This is a genomic window from Afipia broomeae ATCC 49717 (genome assembly GCF_000314675.2).
In the GTDB taxonomy this organism is placed as follows: domain Bacteria; phylum Pseudomonadota; class Alphaproteobacteria; order Rhizobiales; family Xanthobacteraceae; genus Afipia; species Afipia broomeae.
This window is the reverse complement of the sequence record NZ_KB375284.1, coordinates 900,475-921,495: the sequence shown is the minus strand read 5'-3', so window position 1 is coordinate 921,495 and position 21,021 is coordinate 900,475. Positions and strand designations below refer to the sequence as shown.

19 protein-coding genes are annotated in these 21,021 nt (G+C 62.5%); 12 read left to right on the top strand and 7 right to left on the bottom strand.

The genetic code is table 11. The features are described from left to right. The 5 genes from rpsO (at position 1) to HMPREF9695_RS24045 (ending at position 6,893) form a co-directional block, all read left to right on the top strand. Positions 1–270, top strand: coding sequence for a 30S ribosomal protein S15 (rpsO, locus tag HMPREF9695_RS24065; RefSeq protein ID WP_006023527.1), 270 nt, complete (start codon positions 1–3; stop codon positions 268–270). A 301-nt stretch (positions 271–571) separates the two neighbouring features. Continuing rightward, positions 572–2,716, top strand: coding sequence for a polyribonucleotide nucleotidyltransferase (gene pnp, locus HMPREF9695_RS24060; RefSeq protein ID WP_006023526.1), 2,145 nt, complete (start codon positions 572–574; stop codon positions 2,714–2,716). 160 nt (positions 2,717–2,876) lie between these two features. Further along, positions 2,877–3,632, top strand: a complete 756-nt coding sequence (locus HMPREF9695_RS24055) for a superoxide dismutase (RefSeq protein ID WP_006023525.1) — start codon at positions 2,877–2,879, stop codon at positions 3,630–3,632. 324 nt (positions 3,633–3,956) lie between these two features. Continuing rightward, complete coding sequence (katG, locus tag HMPREF9695_RS24050; RefSeq protein ID WP_006023524.1) at positions 3,957–6,167, top strand: catalase/peroxidase HPI; 2,211 nt, start codon at positions 3,957–3,959, stop codon at positions 6,165–6,167. A 129-nt stretch (positions 6,168–6,296) separates the two neighbouring features. Continuing rightward, positions 6,297–6,893 carry a glutathione S-transferase family protein gene (locus tag HMPREF9695_RS24045; RefSeq protein WP_006023523.1) on the top strand — a complete coding sequence of 199 codons (597 nt, stop codon included), beginning with the start codon at positions 6,297–6,299 and terminating at the stop codon, positions 6,891–6,893. Positions 6,894–6,911: 18 nt separating this feature from the next. Here HMPREF9695_RS24045 and fabV read toward each other — a convergent pair whose 3' ends face one another. From fabV to fabA, 3 genes are all read right to left on the bottom strand, one after another. Next, positions 6,912–8,084 carry an enoyl-ACP reductase FabV gene (fabV, locus tag HMPREF9695_RS24040; protein WP_006023522.1) on the bottom strand — a complete coding sequence of 391 codons (1,173 nt, stop codon included), beginning with the start codon at positions 8,082–8,084 and terminating at the stop codon, positions 6,912–6,914. A 72-nt stretch (positions 8,085–8,156) separates the two neighbouring features. After that, positions 8,157–9,380, bottom strand: coding sequence for a beta-ketoacyl-ACP synthase I (fabB, locus tag HMPREF9695_RS24035; RefSeq protein WP_006023521.1), 1,224 nt, complete (start codon positions 9,378–9,380; stop codon positions 8,157–8,159). A 111-nt stretch (positions 9,381–9,491) separates the two neighbouring features. Further along, positions 9,492–10,022, bottom strand: coding sequence for a 3-hydroxyacyl-[acyl-carrier-protein] dehydratase FabA (fabA, locus tag HMPREF9695_RS24030; protein ID WP_024921187.1), 531 nt, complete (start codon positions 10,020–10,022; stop codon positions 9,492–9,494). Between the two features lie 232 nt (positions 10,023–10,254). Between fabA and irrA the strand changes: the two genes are divergently transcribed. Beyond that, positions 10,255–10,737, top strand: a complete 483-nt coding sequence (gene irrA, locus HMPREF9695_RS24025) for an iron response transcriptional regulator IrrA (RefSeq protein WP_006023519.1) — start codon at positions 10,255–10,257, stop codon at positions 10,735–10,737. Positions 10,738–10,800: 63 nt separating this feature from the next. Here the strand turns inward: irrA and HMPREF9695_RS24020 are convergent, their stop codons facing one another. Further along, on the bottom strand, positions 10,801–11,334 hold the full coding sequence (locus HMPREF9695_RS24020; RefSeq protein WP_006023518.1) for an SH3 domain-containing protein: 534 nt from the start codon (positions 11,332–11,334) through the stop codon (positions 10,801–10,803). A 317-nt stretch (positions 11,335–11,651) separates the two neighbouring features. On the opposite strand from HMPREF9695_RS24020, the gene HMPREF9695_RS24015 reads away from it, so the two are divergent. Continuing rightward, on the top strand, positions 11,652–12,656 hold the full coding sequence (locus HMPREF9695_RS24015; RefSeq protein WP_006023517.1) for a 2-hydroxyacid dehydrogenase: 1,005 nt from the start codon (positions 11,652–11,654) through the stop codon (positions 12,654–12,656). Between the two features lie 132 nt (positions 12,657–12,788). On the opposite strand, the gene HMPREF9695_RS24010 is transcribed toward HMPREF9695_RS24015, so the two are convergent. Then, a complete protein-coding gene (locus tag HMPREF9695_RS24010) occupies positions 12,789–13,589 on the bottom strand; it encodes a HesA/MoeB/ThiF family protein (RefSeq protein WP_006023516.1) in 801 nt (266 codons plus the stop codon). A gap of 179 nt (positions 13,590–13,768) precedes the next feature. Here HMPREF9695_RS24010 and HMPREF9695_RS24005 point away from each other — a divergent pair, with 179 nt between their 5' ends. Then, the gene (locus HMPREF9695_RS24005; RefSeq protein ID WP_006023515.1) at positions 13,769–15,154 is read left to right on the top strand and encodes a peptidoglycan-binding domain-containing protein; all 1,386 of its coding nucleotides are present in this window, start codon (positions 13,769–13,771) and stop codon (positions 15,152–15,154) included. A 163-nt stretch (positions 15,155–15,317) separates the two neighbouring features. Here HMPREF9695_RS24005 and mutM read toward each other — a convergent pair whose 3' ends face one another. Both mutM and HMPREF9695_RS23995 read right to left on the bottom strand, forming a co-directional pair. Beyond that, complete coding sequence (gene mutM / locus HMPREF9695_RS24000; protein WP_006023514.1) at positions 15,318–16,199, bottom strand: bifunctional DNA-formamidopyrimidine glycosylase/DNA-(apurinic or apyrimidinic site) lyase; 882 nt, start codon at positions 16,197–16,199, stop codon at positions 15,318–15,320. Positions 16,200–16,208: 9 nt separating this feature from the next. Next, positions 16,209–16,589 carry a glyoxalase superfamily protein gene (locus tag HMPREF9695_RS23995; RefSeq protein ID WP_006023513.1) on the bottom strand — a complete coding sequence of 127 codons (381 nt, stop codon included), beginning with the start codon at positions 16,587–16,589 and terminating at the stop codon, positions 16,209–16,211. A 137-nt stretch (positions 16,590–16,726) separates the two neighbouring features. On the opposite strand from HMPREF9695_RS23995, the gene ubiE reads away from it, so the two are divergent. The 4 genes from ubiE (at position 16,727) to dut (ending at position 21,011) form a co-directional block, all read left to right on the top strand. Then, positions 16,727–17,488, top strand: a complete 762-nt coding sequence (gene ubiE / locus HMPREF9695_RS23990) for a bifunctional demethylmenaquinone methyltransferase/2-methoxy-6-polyprenyl-1,4-benzoquinol methylase UbiE (protein WP_006023512.1) — start codon at positions 16,727–16,729, stop codon at positions 17,486–17,488. Next, positions 17,485–19,056 (top strand): 2-polyprenylphenol 6-hydroxylase, encoded by a 1,572-nt coding sequence (gene ubiB, locus HMPREF9695_RS23985; RefSeq protein ID WP_006023511.1) that lies wholly within the window; start codon positions 17,485–17,487, stop codon positions 19,054–19,056. Before ubiE ends, ubiB begins: the two co-directional genes overlap by 4 nt. A gap of 75 nt (positions 19,057–19,131) precedes the next feature. Continuing rightward, positions 19,132–20,556 carry a bifunctional phosphopantothenoylcysteine decarboxylase/phosphopantothenate--cysteine ligase CoaBC gene (gene coaBC / locus HMPREF9695_RS23980; protein ID WP_006023510.1) on the top strand — a complete coding sequence of 475 codons (1,425 nt, stop codon included), beginning with the start codon at positions 19,132–19,134 and terminating at the stop codon, positions 20,554–20,556. Further along, positions 20,553–21,011, top strand: a complete 459-nt coding sequence (gene dut / locus HMPREF9695_RS23975) for a dUTP diphosphatase (protein WP_006023509.1) — start codon at positions 20,553–20,555, stop codon at positions 21,009–21,011. Before coaBC ends, dut begins: the two co-directional genes overlap by 4 nt. The last annotated feature ends 10 nt before the right edge of the window (positions 21,012–21,021 follow it).

Below are 21,021 nucleotides of genomic sequence, written 5' to 3'. Positions count from 1 at the left end.
ATGTCGATTGCCGCAGAACGCAAAGCGGAAGTCATCAAGAAGAATGCAACCAAGACCGGTGACACCGGTTCGCCTGAGGTTCAGGTCGCGATCCTGTCGGAACGCATCGCCAACCTCACCGAGCACTTCAAGAGCCACGTGAAGGACAATCATTCGCGCCGCGGCCTTTTGAAACTCGTCTCCACGCGCCGCTCCCTTCTGGACTACGTCAAGAAGAAGGACGAGGCCCGTTACAAGGCGCTGCTCGAAAAGCACAACATTCGCCGCTAAGAAATACACGCGCGCAGGTTTGCGCGCGTTTTTGCATGGCGTGTGAATACGTCATGTATTTCCAACGCGTGGTCCTCTGAAATGTCCACGCGGCGTGTCCAGCAGCAATCCGGCGGCTGGGCGATAACGGGTAACATGCCCGTACCATCGAAAGGATGGACGCCATTCCAAACCTGAAGACCATGGCAGGATCGCCGGACGCTGACGCCGCATTCACGCGCGGTCAGCGTCCCGCAATCTTGCGCATGGTTTTTGTGTTTCAGGCGTCCGTTCTTTCGTGAACCCATGAAAGACGAAGACAATGTTTAATGCTCATTCAGTCGAGATCGACTGGGGTGGACGTCCACTCAAACTCGAAACCGGCAAGATCGCGCGTCAGGCCGACGGCGCCGTTGTCGCCACCTATGGCGAGACCATCGTGCTTGCCACCGTCGTCGCCGCCAAGACGCCGCGTGAAGGCGTCGACTTCCTGCCGCTCACCGTGGACTATCAGGAAAAGACCTACGCAGCCGGCCGCATTCCCGGCGGCTACTTCAAGCGCGAAGGCCGGCCCACCGAAAAGGAAACGCTGGTTTCCCGCCTGATCGACCGCCCGATCCGTCCGCTGTTCGTTGACGGCTGGCGCAACGAAACCCAGGTCATCGTGACGGTTCTGTCGCACGACATGGAAAACGATCCGGATATTCTCGCGCTGGTGGCTTCCTCCGCTGCGCTGACCCTCTCCGGCGCACCGTTCCAGGGCCCGATCGGCGCAGCCCGCGTCGGCTTCATCAACGACGAATACGTTCTCAACCCGACGCTCGACGAGATGGCCGACACCAATCTCGATCTCGTCGTCGCCGGCACTGCCGACGCCGTTCTGATGGTGGAATCGGAAGCCAAGGAACTGAACGAAGAGATCATGCTCGGCGCCGTGATGTTCGGTCATCGGCATTTCCAGCCGGTGATCAAGGCGATCATCGAACTGGCCGAGAAGGCCGCGAAGGAGCCGCGCGAGGTTTCTTCCGTGGACAACAGCGCCATCGACAAGGAAATGCGCACCGTCGGCGAGGCCGAACTGCGCAAGGCCTATGCCATCCCGGTCAAGCAGGATCGTTACGCGGCCGTCGGCGAAGTGAAGAAGAAGGTCATGGACCACTTCTTCCCGGAAGGCCAGGAGCCGAAGTACGACAAGCTGCGCGTCGCCGGCGTGTTCAAGGAGCTGGAAGCGGACGTCGTTCGCAACAACATCCTCGACACCGGCAAGCGCATCGACGGCCGCGATGTGAAGACGGTTCGTCCGATCGTCGCCGAAGTCGGCGTGCTCCCCCGCGCCCACGGCTCGGCGCTGTTCACCCGCGGTGAGACCCAGGCAATGGTTGTCACCACGCTCGGCACCGGCGAAGACGAACAGTACATCGACTCGCTGTCGGGAACGTACAAGGAGCGCTTCCTGCTCCATTACAACTTCCCTCCCTACTCGGTGGGTGAAACCGGCCGTCTCGGCGGCACCAAGCGTCGCGAAATCGGCCACGGCAAGCTCGCCTGGCGCGCGATCCATCCGGTCCTGCCGGCACATCACGAATTCCCGTACACGCTGCGCGTCGTCTCGGAGATCACCGAGTCGAACGGTTCGTCATCGATGGCGTCGGTCTGCGGCGCTTCGCTGGCGCTGATGGACGCGGGCGTTCCCCTGAAGCGGCCGACCGCGGGTATCGCGATGGGCCTCATTCTCGAGGGCGACCGTTTTGCCGTGCTGTCCGACATTCTCGGCGACGAGGACCATCTCGGCGACATGGACTTCAAGGTCGCAGGCACCGAAAACGGCATCACGTCGCTGCAGATGGACATCAAGATCGCCGGCATCACCGAAGCGATCATGAAGCAGGCCCTCGCCCAGGCGAAGGACGGCCGTATCCACATCCTCGGCGAAATGGCGAAGGCATTGACCAATGCCCGCGCCGAGCTCGGCGAGCATGCGCCGCGCATCGAAGTGCTCCAGATCCCGACCGACAAGATCCGTGAAGTGATCGGCACCGGCGGCAAGGTGATCCGCGAGATCGTCGAGAAGACCGGCGCCAAGGTCAACATCGAGGACGACGGCACCGTGAAGGTGGCGTCCGCCAACGGCGAATCGATCCGCGCGGCGATCAAGTGGATCAAGTCGATCGCGTCCGATCCGGAAGTCGGCCAGATCTACGACGGCACCGTGGTCAAGGTGATGGAGTTCGGCGCGTTCGTGAACTTCTTCGGACCGAAGGACGGTCTGGTTCACATCAGCCAGCTCGCCGCCAACCGCGTGCAGAAGACCTCCGACGTCGTCAAGGAAGGCGACAAGGTCAAGGTCAAGCTGCTCGGACTCGACGATCGCGGCAAGGTTCGCCTGTCGATGAAGGTGGTCGATCAGGAAACCGGCGAGGACCTCGAAGCCAAGCAGAAGGCCGAGGGCGTTTCCGCCGCCGAGTAATTGTCTCACAAACCCGTGTGACGACCCGAAGGGGCGGCATTTTGCCGCCCCTTTTTGTTTGCCTCATGCGAAACTCGTTTTGTGTCCGCAGCGTAGCCCTGTGATGGCTCGGCTGCATTCGCACCGGATCGCACCACGCTGCCAAATCAGGGAGACCACCATGTCATCGATATCCCGACGCCATCTTATGACCGCCGCCGCCGGGCTTACGGCCTCTGTCGCTGCACCGCGCATCGTGTTTGCGCAGGCTGCACCGGCTCCCGCAGCCCCTGCGGCCGCACCCGCCGCTGGCCCGTTTGTCCTGCCGCCCCTTACCTACGCTCCGAATGCCCTCGAGCCCCACATCGACGCCAAGACCATGGAAATTCACCATGACAGACACCATCAGGCTTTCATCACCAACCTGAACAACCTGGCGAAAACAAATCCGCAGCTCGGCACAACCGCGGTCGAAAATATCCTCGGCAACATCAATGCGCTTGATGACAGCATCAAATTTGCCGTGCGCAACAACCTCGGCGGCCACGCCAATCACACCATGTTCTGGCAGATCATGGGGCCTGACGGCGGCAAGCCTGAAGGCGAAGTGCTGGCAGCGATCGACAGGGATCTCGGCGGCATGGAGAAATTCCAGACCGAATTCAATGCCGCCGGCGGACGCCAGTTCGGCTCCGGCTGGGTGTTTGTGACGGTCACCAAAGACGGCAAGCTCGCCATCGAGACCCGTCCCAACCAGGATAATCCGATGATGGACGGCAAGCGCGTCCTGATGGGCAACGACGTCTGGGAGCACGCCTACTATCTCAATTACCAGAACCGCCGCGCCGACTATCTCAAGGCATGGTGGAACACGGTGAACTGGAAAAAGATTTCAGAGCGTTACGCCGCAGCGAAGGCCGGCACTCTCGGGGTGTAACTTCTCAAAGCACGTCAATTTCAAACAAAGGGGCGGCTTTTCAGCCGCCCCTTTTTCAATTCATGACCCTATCATCTGAAAACAGTAGGTTCCGGCGAGGCCGCTTGATCAGAATTACTTATCTGACCGCAAAGAAAAAGCGACTGGACCTGATGCTGGAATTCTTCCAAAGTTCGGCCGGAACGGTTCACGATTGTACCGTCGCCCACAGCGAAACGCCCCAGCAACAGCGAGCGCATTTCAGAGGCCTGAGAGCAATCCGGTCCTGGGCGGCACATCGGATCAAACCGGCGAACCAAAAATCACAGACGATCGGAGAAGAACATGGACGCAAAGACCGACGAAAAGGGCTTGGGCAAGTGCCCGGTCAACCATGGCGCAGGCGGTGGCACCCAGAGCAGTGCCTGGTGGCCCAACCAGTTGCGCGTCGACTTGCTGAACCAGCATTCGTCAAAGTCCGATCCGCTGGAAAAGACGTTCAGCTATCGCGAAGAGTTCGGCAAGCTCGACTACGAAGCGCTGAAGAACGACCTGCGCAAGCTCATGACCGACTCGCAGAGCTGGTGGCCCGCCGACTTCGGCCACTATGGCCCGCAGTTCGTCCGCATGTCGTGGCACGCAGCCGGCACCTACCGGCTGGCCGATGGCCGTGGCGGCGGTGGCCGTGGCCAGCAGCGCTTCGCTCCGCTGAACTCCTGGCCCGATAACGTCAACATCGACAAGTCCCGCCGCCTGCTGTGGCCGATCAAGCAGAAGTACGGCCAGAAGATTTCATGGGCGGACCTCTTGATCCTCACCGGCAACGTGGCGCTGGAAACCATGGGCTTCCGCACCTTCGGTTTTGCTGCCGGCCGCGAGGATGTCTGGGAGCCGGATCTCGACGTGAACTGGGGCGCGGAGACCGAGTGGCTGAAGCACCGGACTCTCGACAAGTTTCCGGCGCCGCTCGGCGCAACCGAGATGGGTCTGATCTATGTGAACCCGGAAGGCCCCGGCGCCAACGGCGATCCGCTTTCGGCCGCTGCGTTCATCCGCGAGACCTTTGCCCGCATGGCCATGAACGACGAGGAAACCGTTGCGCTGATCGCCGGCGGCCACACCTTCGGCAAGACGCACGGCGCAGCCCCCGAGTCGCACAAGGGACCGAACCCCGAAGCCGCGGGCCTCGAAGAGCAGGGCCTCGGCTGGACCAGCAACTTCGGCAGCGGCTACGGCGCGGACGCCGTCGGCAGCGGCATCGAAGTGACCTGGACCCAGACGCCGGCCCAGTGGAGCAACTTCTTCTTCGAAAACCTGTTCAATTATGAGTGGGTGCAGACCCGCAGCCCCGGCGGTGCGATCCAGTGGGAAGCCAAGGACGCCGAGGCCGTCATCCCCGATGCGCACGATCCGACGAAGAAGCGCAAGCCGACCATGCTGACCACCGACCTGTCGCTGCGCGTCGATCCGATCTACGAAAAGATCTCGCGCCGCTTCCTCGAAAACCCGCAGGCCTTCGCAGAAGCCTTCGCACGCGCATGGTTCAAGCTGACCCACCGCGACCTCGGCCCGCTCTCGCGCTACCTCGGACCGGAAGTGCCGAAGGAAGTGCTGATCTGGCAGGACCCGGTGCCTGCCGTGAATCATCCGCTGATCACCGATGCCGATGCAGCTGCACTCAAGGCCAAGATTCTGGCCACGGGTCTGTCCGCATCCGAACTGGTCGCTGCAGCCTGGGCTTCAGCCTCGACCTTCCGCGGCGGCGACAAGCGCGGCGGCGCCAACGGTGCGCGCGTTCGCCTTGCGCCGCAGAAAGACTGGGAAGTCAACGACCCGGCGCAACTCGCCAAGGTGATCGCGGCTCTTGAAGCAATCCATAAGGAGTTCAACGGCGCGAACTTCGGCGGCAAGCAGGTCTCTCTCGCCGACCTGATCGTCCTCGCCGGCAATGCCGGTGTCGAACAGGCAGCAAAGGCAGCCGGTCACAACGTCACGGTGCCGTTCACGCCAGGGCGCACCGACGCCTCGCAGGAGCAGACGGATATCCACGCGTTCTCCGTCATGGAGCCGCTTGCCGACGGCTTCCGCAACTATCACAAGGCGGGAGCTGCACTTGGTGAAGTCGCCCTGATCGACAAGGCGCAGTTGCTGACACTGACCGCGCCGGAAATGACCGTGCTGATCGGTGGCCTGCGCGCCATCAACATCAACACGGGCGGCGTCAAGCACGGCGTCCTCACCGACAAGCCAGGCACGCTGACCAACGACTTCTTTGTCAACCTGCTCGATATGCGCACGCAGTGGAAGTCGATCTCGGACGATCAGAGCCTGTTCGAAGGACGCGACCGCAAGAGCGGCGAGGTCAGGTGGACCGGCACACGCGTCGATCTCGTGTTCGGTTCGAACTCGGTGCTGCGCGCGCTGGCCGAGGTCTACGCCAGCGCGGATGCAAAGGAGAAGTTCATCAAGGACTTCGTCAAGGCATGGACCAAGGTGATGAACGCCGATCGCTTCGATCTCGCGGACCAGCCCAAGACGCTGCAAGCTGCGGAGTAAGCCGCGCCTGACGACAGAACGGACAAAGCCCCCGCGATCGCATCGCGGGGGCTTTTTCATTGCGTCTTCGCCGGGAGACAATCCTGCTATGAATTGGCTATAACGTAGAAAAAATCAGGGAGGCTCGAAATGATGAAGCTTTACTGGTCGCCGCGCTCGCGCTCGTTCTCCGGCCTCTGGCTGATGGAAGAGACCGGTCAGCCCTACGAGCGGGTGCTGACGGACATTTCCACCGGCGCGCAGAAGACACCCGAATTTCTCGCCGTCAATCCGATGGGCAAGGTGCCCGCGTTGAAGGATGGCGATGTCTCCATTGCGGAGGCTTCCGCGATCTGCGCCTACGTCGCGGATTGTTACCCTGAAGCGAAACTGGCGCCTCCCATCGGCGATCCGCGCCGCGGGAAATATCTGCAATGGCTGTTCTTCTCGCCGGGCTGCATCGAGCCGGCGCTGATCCAGATCTTCACCAAGCTCGATGTGCCCAGTTCAACCGCGGCCTGGGGCAGCGCGACACAGGTGTTCGATGTCCTCGACGCCGCGCTTGAAAAAGGCCCCTATCTGCTCGGCGAGACATTCTCCGCCGCCGACATCATGATCGGCTCAGGACTGAATTTCGCGGTCAGGCTGTTCAAGATGGTGCCACCGCGTCCGTCATTCGATCGTTACATCGATGCCTGCGCGGCACGGCCCGCGTTTCAGCGCGCGGAGAAAATTGCCGCTGGGTAAGATTTCGGATTCGGAACGCTAACCAGGCACGACGCGCGGATCGACGTCCTTCGCATAGTCGACGCCGTCGAGACCGAACCCGAACAGGCGCAGGAACTGACTCTTGTATTCCGGCAGGTCAGCCAGTTCGCCGAGCGTTTCGGTGGTCAGCAAAGGCCAGCGGCGCAGCACCTCTTTCTGAACGCCGTCCGAGAGTTCCCAATCGTCGAGCCGAAGACGCAGCGCATCGTCCACGTCGGCATCGGGACCGAGGCGGGTCCGGAACAGACGATCGATCTGTTCGATACATCCTTCATGAAGCCCAAGCTGCTTCATGACCTTGAACAGCACCGTGCCATAAAGAGGCACCACGGGAATCGCCGAGCTCGCCTGCGTGACCACGGCCTTCAGCGCGACAACGCGCGCCGAGTCGCGGCCGAGCCGGCTGCGGATCTCGTCCGCCTTGCGGTCGAGATCGACCTTGGCGCGGCCGAGCGTGCCCTTCCAGTAAATCGGCCAGGTCAGTTCGCTGCCGATATAGGTGTAATTGAGCGTGCGGAAGCCTGGCGCCAGAACGCCTGCATCCGCGAGCCGGTCGATCCAGCGCTTCCAGTCATCGCCGCCCATCACCGCGACCGTCGCCGTCGCTTCATCCTCCGTCGCGGGCGCAATGACGGTCTCGTAGACCTCGCCGCTTTCCGTGTTGAGGGTCTTGATCTCGACAGGGGCGCCGAGCGGCTTGATCGCCGAACGATACGTGACACCCGTGTCGGGGTCCGTCCGCACCGGGGCGGCCATGCTGTAGACCAGAAGGTCGAGCTGTCCGAATTTTTCGCGCACACGCTCGATGAAGGCATCCTTCAATTCGTTGGAGAAGGCATCGCCTTCCAGCGTGACAGGAGCCCGGCCGATTTTCCTGGCTTCGATCTCAAACGCGCGATTGTTGTACCACCCCGCGCTGCCCGTCCTGGTCGCCGTAGGCTCGCGCTCCAGCGACACGCCGATGGTGTCCGCGCCTCCGGCGAAGGTCGCGACAATGCGGCTCGCAAGACCGTATCCCGTCGAGCAGCCCAGCACGGCGACACGCTTGGGACTTTGAGCAAGCGTGCCCTGCTTGAGAACGTATTCGATTTGCTCGTGAACGTTTTTGGCGCAACCTTCGGGATGTGCCGTCGTGCAGATGAAGCCTCGCACGCGCGGTTCGATAATCATGCCCACCCCATTCCAAATCGTTGCAATTGTTCTGCCGGCCTTTCCTTCAAGCGCAGAAAGGCAGAAACGAAATCACGCATCCAGACGCTTGAACACCAATGTTGCATTGGTGCCGCCAAAACCAAATGAATTCGACAGCACTGCGCCGATCTTGGCGCCGTCGATGCGCTTGCGCACGATCGGCATGTCGGCAAACACAGGATCGAGTTCGGTGATATTCGCGCTTTCGCAGATGAAGCCATTGTTCATCATCAGCAGCGAGTAGATCGCTTCCTGCACGCCGGTTGCGCCGAGCGAATGACCGGTCAGCGATTTGGTCGCCGCGATCGGGGGGCACTTGTCGCCCGCGCCGAACACATTGCGGATGGCATTCATCTCGGGCGGATCGCCCGCAGGCGTCGATGTCGCGTGCGGGTTGATGTAGTCGATCGGGACGTTCACGGTCGACATCGCCATTTTCATGCAGCGTTCGGCGCCCTCGCCTGATGGCGCAACCATGTCGTAACCGTCGGACGTCGCACCGTAGCCGACGACCTCGCCGTAAATACGCGCCCCGCGCGCCTTGGCGTGTTCAAGCTCCTCGAGAACGACAACGCCCGCACCGCCGGCGATGACGAAGCCATCGCGGCTGATGTCGTAGGCGCGCGACGCGGTCGCCGGCGCATCGTTGTATTTCGACGACATCGCACCCATCGCGTCGAACAGCACGGACATGGTCCAGTCGAGATCCTCGCAGCCGCCCGCGAAGATGATGTCCTGCTTGCCGACCTGAATGGTCTCGTAGGCATTGCCGATGCAATGGTTGGACGTGGCGCAGGCCGACGAGATCGAATAGTTGACGCCCTTGATCTTGAACCAGGTCGCCAGTGTCGCGGACGCTGTCGACGACATGGCCTTGGGGACGGCGAACGGGCCGACGCGTTTCGGTCCCTTGGTGCGGGTGATGTCGGCGGCGTCGACGATGGCGCGCGCGGACGGGCCGCCCGAACCCATGATGATGCCGGTGCGCGGATTGACGATATCGGACTCTTCGAGGCCCGCATCGCGGATCGCCTGCTCCATCGCAACGTGATTCCACGCAGCGCCCTCGCCGAGAAAACGCATTGCACGACGATCGACCACATCCGCAGGATTCAGAGACGGCCTGCCGAAAACCTGCGACCGGAAACCAAGCTTGGCATAATCTTCCGAATGAGTGATGCCCGGCTTGGCTTCATACAGACTCGCAAGCACTTCCTGAGTGTTGTTTCCGATGGAAGAGACAATGCCCATCCCCGTGACCACAACCCGCCTCATGATACCTCGCCTTTAGTTGCTGCGCTTTGACCTCTGCGCCTTCGACTGCCCGCGCCCGCCCACGGGGCCGGCAACTTAGAAACCCATCTTCGGGAGTTTATCAATCCTGCATCACGTTCCCGGCTGCAATGCGGCATCTCGCGGGAGCAAGCCCACTTTCAAATCCTTCGCGCGATAGAAAAGTTCGCCATCGGCCGAAAGGGTGCCATCGGCAATGCCGAGCCAGAGCTTTGAGCGCATCACGCGCTTGACGTCGATAGTGTACACGACCTTGGTGACGTGCGGCAGAACCTGACCGGCGAACTTGAGTTCGCTCAATCCCAGCGCACGGCCGCGGCCCAGCCCGCCGGACCAACCGAGAAAAAAACCAACCATTTGCCACAGCGCATCGAGTCCAAGGCATCCGGGCATCACCGGGTCACCTTTGAAATGGCAGCCGAAAAACCACAGGTCCGGCTTCACATCGAGTTCGGCGCGGATCAGACCCTTGCCATACTCGCCGCCGTCTTCAGTGATCTCGGTAATCCGGTCGAACATCAGCATCGGTGGTAAGGGAAGCTGGGCATTGCCCGCTCCGAACAGCTCGCCCCGGCCACAGGCCAGGAGTTCTTCGTAGGAATAGCTGTTCTGGCGGTCTTTCATCTGGATCCCTTGTTTTGGCATGCCGGTCCTGCGGCAGGCTTGCCGGACCTCTAACATAGGCACACCGGGGGTCAAAGTGGGCGTAACCGCCCGATTCGAGGCCATTTTTACCCGGAATTGCCGACCGCCAGTTGCGAAAAACTTGCATGTAACTGCATCCTTTCCTATAGTCCTCGCAACAAGCCTTCTCAGCGGGCGGTTACTGGCTGCCCCGATGTGTACGAGTGACCTGATGGATGACGTAACCACCGAGAACAAGCACGGCGAGCCGCACGGGCATCATGGGCATGCGCCGGCACTCACGGGATGTCCGTGGCATGACGTCAACGAAATGTTGCAATCGGTCGGCCTGCGTCCGACCCGTCAGCGCATGGCGCTGGGCTGGCTGCTGTTCGGCAAGGGCGGACGCCACCTGACCGCCGAAATGCTCTACGAGGAAGCGACCCACGCCAAGGTGCCGGTGTCGCTCGCCACCGTTTACAACACGCTCAACCAGCTCACCGAGGCCGGCCTGCTGCGTCAGGTCAGCGTCGACGGCACCAAGACCTATTTCGACACCAACACCAGCGCGCATCATCACTTCTACATGGAAGGCAACCACGAGCTGGTCGATATTCCCGACCCGAATCTCGTGTTGCAGAAGATGCCCGACGTGCCGGAAGGCTATGAGATCAGCCGCATCGACATGGTCGTTCGACTGCGCAAGAAGCGCTGAGACGATCGTTATTGTCTTGAAAATGCAATCGCCGGGCCCTGCCCGGCGATTTGCTTTTGAAGGTCAGTTGACCTTCTCGTCGGCATAGACGCCCCACAGCCGCTGCTGCTCGATCCAGCCGTCGTAACCGCTGCCGGTGACGCGGCACCAGCCGTTGTTGCACCGCTTGACGGTCACGACCACGCCGGCCTGCAGCCTGGCCGCGACCGCGCTGTTTGCATCGGCGCTGTCATAGATCGGCGCGAGATCGTCCTTCTTCTTCATGGTGACGACCGCGGTGCGCTTGCCCGACAGCAGCGAATGATAGACCCAGCCTTCCGCGCCTTCCGAATCGCGCACACGCCGCCAGTTCTCGAACTCGGCGGTGATTTCCACCGGCAGACCGGAGCGGGTGTAGATCCAGGTCACATCCTGATCCTTGGTCGGCCCGGCGCGGACATTGACGTGATCCGACTTCAGGCTGACATAGCGCGGCACCGGCAGGCCGCTCGCCGTCGCCACGGCATCCTTGTCCTTGGCAGCAAAGCCGGGCGCACATGACGCGGCCCAGAGCGCACAAATTCCCGCAAGTGACGCAAAATTCCGAACAAAACCCATAACAACGTTCCTTCGTGCGGCCCCCAGCGCCGCTTCCCGCCGTCCGTGATGCCCGCGGCATTTCCTGATCGCCGCTGACCGCGCTCTCAGGAACCTCGAGAGGGCTTTGGAGACCAACCACGCCCCTTGGGGTTCTTGTCTTGGCGCGGCCTTCTGCTAGAGAGGGACCACGGCCAAGCGTCTGAAAAGCTGCGAAAAGCTCACCGGACCGACAACGGATTTCTACCTTCGAACAGGCCGGTTAATGTGAACTGAACGGCCGGACCAAACTGTCCGGAAACGGTGACTCCGCTCAATATCGAAGGGCCTCTGGAAGAATGGTTGCGGGTAAGAAAAAGCCTCTGGTGGTGGTCACGCGAAAGCTGCCTGACAGCACCGAAACGCGCATGCGCGAGCTTTTCGACACCCGGCTCAATCTCGACGATACCCCGATGACACCGGACCAGCTCGCCGAAGCGATCCGCACCGCCGATATCTTGGTCCCGACGGTGTCCGACGAGATCACCGCGGAGCTTCTGAGCCAGCCGGACATCCGCCTCAAGCTGATTGCGAACTTCGGCAACGGCGTCGACAACATCGACGTGGCTGCGGCGATTGCGCGCGGCATCATGGTCACCAACACGCCGAAGGTTCTGACCGAAGACACCGCCGACATGACCATGGCGCTGCTTCTCGCCGTGCCGCGCCGCCTCATCGAGGGCGCATCAATCCTGACCGAAGGCAAGGACTGGCCGGGCTGGTCGCCGACCTGGATGCTCGGGCATCGGATCGGCGGCAAACGCCTCGGCATCATTGGTATGGGCCGTATCGGTCAGGCGCTGGCGCGCCGCGCCCATGCCTTCGGACTGCAGATCCACTACCACAACCGCCGTCCCGTCGCGCCCCAGATCGAAGAAGAGTTGGGCGCAACCTATTGGGACAGCCTCGACCAGATGCTGGCGCGCATGGACTTCATTTCGGTGAACTGCCCGCACACCCCGGCAACGTTCCACCTCCTGTCGGCGCGGCGGCTCAAGCTGATCCGCAAGGACGCCTACGTCATCAACACCGCGCGCGGCGAAGTGATCGACGAAGCGACGCTGACCAAACTGATCGAGGACGGCGAGATCGCGGGTGCCGCGCTCGACGTGTTCGAGAACGAGCCGGCGGTGAATCCGAAACTGGTGCGGCTGGCCAAGGCAGGCAAGGTCGTGCTGCTGCCGCATATGGGATCGGCCACCATCGAGGGCCGCGTCGAGATGGGCGAAAAGGTGATGATCAACATCCGCACCTTCCTCGACGGCCACAAGCCGCCGGACCGCGTGCTGCCGGGTGTGGCGTAAGCATGGCTACATACATGTCATTCCGGACGGCCCGCATGGCGGGCTGATCCGGAATCTCGAACAGTTCATCGGAAACAACTTCTGGATTCCGGGTTCGCTCGCAAGCTCGCGCCCCGGAATAACATGCTGGGACTATTTATGCGCTGACAGGTCGACGATGGTCGGCTTGTCGCCGTTCAGCGGATTTGACGGATCGCGCGCGTAGCGCAACGTCTCGAACCGCATCGCGCGGGCATCGATCATCACCAGCCGCCCGACAAGGCTTTCACCGAAACCGACGATTTCGCGGATCGCTTCAAGCGCCATCATCGAACCGAGCACGCCGGCGAGTGCGCCCAGCACACCGGCTTCCTCGCAGGTCGGGGTGGTTCCCGGCGGCGGCGCCTCCGGAAACAGGCAGCGATAGGTGGGATTCATGTTGCCATTCGCGTCCGCCCCGTGGGCACGGATCGTCGTCAGTGAGGCATCGAACACGCCCAGCGCCCCGGCGATCAGCGTTTTCTTCGCGAGGAAACATGCGTCCGACACCAGATAGCGCGTGGCGAAATTGTCGGAGCCATCGACCACCACATCGTAGTTTCCGATCAGGTCCAGCGCATTGGCCGCGTTCAGCCGCACCGCATGAGTGCGCAGCGTGACATGCGGATTGAGCGCGCGAATCCTGTCCGCCGCACTCTCCACCTTCGGACGTCCCACATCCGGCGTGGCATGAATGATCTGGCGCTGCAGATTGGACAGCGACACCGCGTCGTCATCGACCACCCCAAGAGTGCCGATCCCTGCCGCGGCAAGATACATCAGCGCCGGAGCCCCGAGACCGCCAGCGCCGATCACCAGCACCCTGGCCGCTTTCAGCGCGGCCTGGCCGGGGCCGCCGACCTCGCGCAACACGATATGGCGCGCGTAGCGCTCCAGTTCTTCAGATGTCAGCATCCCGGTATCCACGTCAGCCGCTGCTTCCAGATATTTTTGCCGAACAGATCGAACCGCGGCGGCGCTGTCGCGGACAAAGATCATTATACTGGAGCATGATCTTGTCCGAAAACCGGTGTCCACTTTTCGGGATCATGCTCTATGCTCAAGTGGGCTTATTACCAGCTACGAGACCAATCATGAAATTGCCGCTCGTCATTTCCGCGATACTGGCGGCCCTGCCCGGCTCCGCCGCCGCACAGACGCCGGCCAAGCCGCAACCCGCTGCCAAACAGGCGCCGGCGCAGATCAAGCCCAAGCCGGTGACGACCGTGCCGGTCCGCCCGGCGGTACAGACCCCGGTCGATACTGCCAAGGCGATGGAGCAGGCCGAGCGTCTTGCCATCCAGTCGGATCTGGCCTGGGTCAGCCTCTACAACGGCGCCATCAATGGCGAAGCGAGCGACCGGATGGTGGCCGCCATCAAGGCCTTCCAGAAGGACCATGGCGCCAAGGAAACCGGCGTGCTGAACGCGCAGGAGCGCAGCGCACTCACAGCGGCCGCAAGGAAATTGCAGGACAATGTCGGCTGGAAGATCGTCAGCGACGCGACCAGCGGCGCGCGCATCGGTCTGCCGTCAAAGCTGGTGCCGCTCATGGTCAGCGACGTCAACGGCACCAAATGGTCATCCGCCACCGGCACCATCCAGATCGAATACGCACGCCGCAGGGAAGCCGGCGCGACCACCGCGACTGTCGCCGCCAGCGAGAAAAAGCTGAACGCACGCAAGGCCGACTACAGCGTGGTGAAACCGGATTTCTTCGTGCTCTCGGGCACACAAGGCCTGAAGAAATTCTACATCCGCGGCCAGACGCGGGGCGATGAAGTCCGCGTTCTCACCATCCTCTACGATCAGGCTACCGAAGGCACGATGATCCCGGTCACGGTGGCGATGTCGAGCGCGTACAATCCGTTCCCCGGCAACGCCATCGCGCAGATCAGTCCGCCGCCACGCAAAAAGGTCGAATATTCCACCGGCATCATCGCCAGCGCCGACGGCGCGATCGTCGCGGACCGCCAGGCGACCGACGGCTGCATGACGATTGCCGTGCCGGGTTATGGCAACGCGACACGCATCGCCGACGACGAGACGCGCGAACTGGCGTTGCTGCGGATCTACGGCGCGAGCGGACTGAAGCCGCTGGCGATGGCCGGGAATGGCACGACGAAATCCAATGTCAGCATCACCGGCATTTCCGATCCGCAGAACCAGGGCGGGCACAATGCCGTGACCAGCGTCGCCGCCGTTGCCGCGCCCGTCGGCACCGACATCACGCTGTCGCCCGAGCCCGCCGTCGGCTTCTCCGGCGCCGCAGCCATCGACAGCGACGGCAAATTCGCGGGCCTGACGCGGCTCAAGCCCGCGGTCGTGGCGGGACCAACGGGCACGCCTCTGCCGTCGCAGGCGCTGCTTGTTTCGGCGGAGGCCGTGCGCGAGTTTCTGAAGGCGAAAGGCGTCGCCATTGCATCAGGCGCATCCGATGCCAAGGCCTCGGTGCTGCGGCTGGTGTGTGTGCGGAAGTAATCCGGTTACCGACCCTGCGATTGCTATGCATCACTGGGTTTCTCGGCTCAAACCGGGCCATGCGCGGCTTCGTCACAGTCTCGCCTTATGCGCCGAAGTTCGTCACCGTTTTGACATTTCGTCCGCGCGGCGATTCCGAACTCAATTCAGGGTCGCGGCGGCATCACTTCTGACAGGTTGGACACCAGAACGTCGAGCGTCCGTTCTGCGTGAAACGCTTCACCGTGCCCTTGCACCTGGGCGTCTTGCAGGGCTCGCCCTCGCGGTCGTAGACCAGAAACGAATGCTGGAAATAGCCGAGTTCGCCGTCGGTCTGGCGATGATCGCGGAGCGACGACCCGCCCGCCTTGATCGCCGCGTTGAGCACAGTGTGGATTGAATTCACAAGACGCCTGGCATGATCGGTGGGGCCGCCCCTGCGATCCGCCAAGGTAGAAGCCTGCCGCTTCGGCGACAGGTGCGAACGAAACAGCGCTTCGCAGACATAGATGTTGCCGAGTCCGGCGACCACACGCTGATCCAGCAGCGCTGCTTTCAGCGACGTTTTCTTGCCTGCGCAGGAGTGTGCCAGCATCGCGGCGTCGAATTCGTTGCCGAGCGGCTCGGGACCGAGACCGCGCAGCAGCGGCTCGGCTTCCATGTCGGTGCGGGGCACGATTTTCATGTAGCCGAAACGGCGCGGATCGTTGAACGAGATCACGGCACCCGACGCCATGTGAAACACCACATGATCGTGAGTACGGTTCTCGCTGCGCGGATAATGAAAATCGCCCGGCGTGCTCTCGCCTTCCGGAAGCATCACACGAAACGACCCCGACATGCCGAGATGCATCAGCAGCACGTCGCCGCTGTCCATGTCGGCCATCAGGTATTTCGCACGCCGGCCGAGGCCGCTGACCACCTTGCCTTCGAGGCGCGCGGCGAAATCCTTCTGGAATGGAAAGCGCAGGCCATCGCGGCGCGTCTCGACACGCGCGATCCGCTGCCCCTCCATCACCGGCTGCAAGCCGCGGCGAACGGTTTCGACCTCGGGTAATTCAGGCATCGGACATGCTCACGCCGAGGCCTTATCGGCTTCCCTGAAGGTGATGTGATTGGAGAACGGATCGTATACGGTCATGGTGGTGGCGCCCCACGGCTGCTTCTCGAGGCCCGGGCGCATGTAGTTGTAGCCTTTGGCGGCCAGTTCGGCGTGATATTCGGCAACGCCCACGGTATCGATGGTGATGTGCACGCCGGGCGAACCATCGCCATGATGCTCACTCAGATAAAGCTGGATCCCCCCGCGCGAGATCCCCATGAATAACGGCAACGTCGGCTCGAAACGGTGCTCGAAATCGGTCTTGAAGCCGAGATAGTCGAAATAGAATTCGCGCGCCTTGGCGATATCGAACATCCGCAGGATAGGAATAACTCGGCTGAATTCGATCGGCATCGGCACTTCCTGGGCGGCCTGTGTGTTAACCCTGAGTCCGCGGCTTTCGGTCCGCGCGTGCATGCGCATGGTATGTAGCGCGCTGCGACGCGACACGCTATGGTCCCGCCGCAAAAAGCCGCCTGGATTGGAAGAGTATGGAACGGCCTGACGGAACGACGCATTTCGGCTTCCGCGATGTGGAGCTTGGCGAGAAGCAGACGCTGGTGAACGAGGTGTTTCACAGCGTGGCCAAGCGCTACGACCTGATGAACGACCTGATGTCCGGCGGCATGCACCGGCTCTGGAAAGAGGCGATGATTACCGCACTCAACCCCCCGCGCTCCGATGCGCCGTTCGCGCTGCTCGATGTCGCCGGCGGCACCGGTGATATTTCCTTCCGCGCAGCCAAAGCTGCGGGTCATGGATTTCAGGCTACCGTCTGCGACATCAACGGCGAGATGCTTGCGGTGGGCCGCGAACGCGCGGCGGCCCAGCATCTCGATCATCAGGTCTCGTTTGTCGAAGGCAATGCGGAAGCCCTCGCCTTCCCGGACAAGAGTTTCGACGCCTACACCATCGCGTTCGGCATCCGTAACGTGCCGCGCATTCCCCTGGCGCTGAGCGAAGCCTATCGCGTGCTGAAACCCGGCTCGCGGTTTCTGTGTCTTGAGTTTTCATCCGTCGATGTGCCGGGCCTCGACCGGATCTACGATCTGTTTTCGTTCAACGTGATCCCGCAACTCGGCCGTGCGGTCACCGGGGACGCCGAGTCCTATCGCTATCTGGTCGAATCGATCCGCCAGTTTCCGAAACCTAACGCCTTCGCCGACATGATCCGCGCCGCAGGTTTCTCCCGCGTCAAATACGACATCATGTCCGGCGGTATTGTCGCCCTCCATTCAGGCTGGCGTTTGTGATTTCTGCCATCACTCATACCCTGAGGCTGGTGCGGGCGGGCTACGTGTTCGCGCGCGAAGGCGTGTTCGGCTTCGCCGATCCGTCTACGATGCCGCCGCAGGCGCAGTTCGCGGTCCGCATGGCGCGGCTGATCGAGCGGCGCGGCGCTGCCACCAGCGGCCGGCTGTCCCGCGCCCTGACGCGGCTCGGCCCGACTTACGTCAAGCTCGGCCAGTTTCTCGCCACCCGTCCCGACGTGGTCGGCGTGACCATGGCGCGCGATCTTGAGAACCTGCAGGATCGTCTGCCGCCGTTTCCGCAGGCGCAGGCAGAAGCGGTGGTTGCCGATGCCTTCGGGAAGCCTCTGGCGCAAGTGTTTGCGAGCTTCGGCGAATCGGTCGCCGCCGCGTCCATCGCACAGGTGCATCGCGCCGAGGTGGAGAAGGACGGCGTCCGCAAGACGGTCGCGGTGAAGGTGCTGCGGCCCAACGTCGGCGGCCGGTTTCGTCACGACCTCAGCGACTTCATGTTCGCAGCGCGCAAGATCGAGGCGATTTCCGTCGAGGCCCGGCGACTGCGCCCGATCGAGATCATCGATACGTTGTCGCGGTCGGTTGCAATGGAAATGGACCTGCGGCTGGAAGCAGCCGCGCTCTCCGAGATGGCGGAAAACACCCGCGACGATCATGACTTCCGCGTGCCGTCGGTGGACTGGGATCGCACCAGCCATCATGTGCTGACGATGGAATGGATCGACGGCATCGCGCTGAACGATCGCGCCAGGCTCGAGGCCGCGCAGATCGATCTGCCGGATCTCGGCCGCAAGGTCATCCAGAATTTCCTGCGGCATGCGCTGCGCGATGGCTTCTTCCACGCCGACATGCATCCCGGCAATCTGTTCGTCGACGACACCGGACGGCTGGTTGCGGTCGATTTCGGTATCATGGGGCGGCTTGGCCTGAAGGAGCGGCGCTTTCTCGCAGAAATTCTTTTGGGCTTCATCACGCGCGACTATCGGCGCGTCGCCGAGGTTCACTTCGAGGCGGGTTATGTGCCGGCGCATCACTCCGTGGAGAATTTCGCGCAGGCCATCCGCGCCATCGGCGAGCCGATCCACAATCGCGCCGCCGACGAAATCTCGATGGCGAAGCTGCTGTCGCTGCTGCTCGAGGTCACCGGCCTGTTCGACATGCGCACCCGCCCCGAACTGATCATGCTTCAGAAAACCATGGTCGTGGTCGAGGGCGTGGCGCGCGGATTCGATCCCAAGCTCGACATCTGGACCACCGCCGACCCGGTGGTCCGCGAATGGATCGCACGCAATCTCGGACCTCTCGGCAAGATCGAGGGCGCGGTGAACGGCGCCGGCGACCTCGGCAAGGTGCTGGCCGGACTGCCGGCGATTGCCGCGCGGTCGGTCGCCGTCCTCAACCAGTTCGATGCCGTGACCCGCGACGGGCTCGTGCTGGCTCCCGCAACGGTCGAAGCCATCGGTAAGGCCGAAGCCAGACGCACCCGCTGGCAGACGATTGCCCTCTGGGTCATCGCCCTGACTTTCCTCGGCATTCTCTGGAGCATTCGCCAATAATGATGGCATTGCAGTCATGATTTGATTGCAATGCTATCATTTGCTACGGTCGCCTTAGCCTGAGGGGACCGCGCTATGGCCAGTTTGACCGTCCGCAAGCTCGATGACGACCTCAAAGCCCGCCTCCGGCTGCGCGCGGCCAGGGCCGGCCGCTCGGTCGAGGACGAGGTGCGGATGATCCTGCGGGAGGCAGCGGAAAGCCCGATCGCAGCATCCGTAAGTCCTGCGCGCAGCAGCGCCCCCCAGACCCATCGCAGCCGGGCACCGGAGGTCAAAGGCCGTCCCCGGGTCACCCTCATCATCGGAGGCGGCATCGCCGCCTACAAGGCGCTCGACCTGATCCGCCGCCTGAAAGAGCGCGGAATCCACGTCCGCTGCGTAATGACACGTGCCGCGCAGCAGTTCGTGACCCCGCTCACCGCCGGGGCGCTGGCGGATGAGCGCTGCTACACAGACCTGTTCGACGCCCAGAGCGAGTTCGACGCCGGGCATATTCGCCTCGCCCGCGATACCGATCTGATCATTGTTGCGCCCGCCACCGCCGACCTGATGGCCAAGATGGCGCAAGGCCACGCCGACGATCTCGCCACTGCGATCCTGCTGGCGACCAACCGGCAGGTTTTAGTCGCACCCGCGATGAACCCGCTGATGTGGGCCAACGCCGCGACCAAACGCAATGTCGCGCAGCTCGCGCGCGACGGCGTCGCCTTCATCGGCCCGAATTCCGGCGAAATGGCGGAGGCCAACGAGGCCGGCGTCGGGCGCATGTCCGAGCCTCTGGAAATTGCCGCCGCGGCCGATGCCATTCTCCGCCCGCCAGCCACCGGCCCGCTGGCCGGAAAGAAGATTCTCATCACCGCGGGCCCGACCCATGAGCCGATCGATCCGGTTCGCTATATCGCCAACCGGTCCTCCGGCAAGCAGGGCTTTGCCATTGCTGCGTCCGCCGCGGAAGCCGGCGCGAAGGTCACGCTCGTGTCAGGTCCGGTCGATCTCGACGATCCTGCCGGCGTCCGCGTCATTCGCGTGGAATCCGCGCGCGATATGCTGGCGGAAGTGGAGCGTGCGCTGCCGGCGGATATCGCGATTTTCGCCGCCGCCGTGGCCGACTGGCGTGTCGCCAACGCAGGCGAGCAGAAAATCAAGAAGACTTCGGCGGGCATGCCGCCGCTGCAACTGGTCGAAAATCCCGACATCCTGGCGACCATCTCGAAGCTCAAGCAAAACCGGCCTCAATTGGTGATCGGCTTCGCGGCCGAGACACAAAATCTGATCGAGAACGCGACCTCGAAGCTGAAGCGCAAGGGTTGTGACTGGATCGTCGCCAATGATGTGTCGCCTGCGTCCGGGGTCATGGGCGGCGATCGCAACACCGTCCACGTTCTAACCTTGGACAAAGCGAATGTTGCTGTTGATTCCTGGCCGGTGATGACGAAAGAGGAAGTCGCCGACGCCCTCGTGGCAAAAATCGCCGACACTCTTGGACAATCATCCACATGACATCTGCCATCACTGTCGAGATTCAACGCCTGCCTCATGCCGAGGGCCTCGCATTGCCGGCCTATCAGAGCGCGCATGCCGCCGGCCTCGACCTGCTCGCGGCGGTTCCTGAAGACACGCCGCTGACGATGCAGCCGGGACAGCGCGCTCTGGTGCCGACGGGACTCATGATCGCGGTTCCGCCGGGCCATGAGGCGCAGGTGCGGCCCCGCTCCGGCCTCGCCTTCAAGCATGGCGTGACCGTCCTCAATTCGCCGGGAACCGTCGATGCCGACTATCGCGGCGAAGTTTCGGTGCTTTTGATCAATCATGGCGACGAGCCATTCACGATCCGCCGCGGTGAACGCATCGCACAGCTTGTCATCGCCGCGGTGACACAGGCAAATCTGGTGGTCGTCGCAGCGCTGACCTCTACCGATCGGGGCAGCGGCGGATTTGGTTCCACCGGACGGTAAATCGATCCCT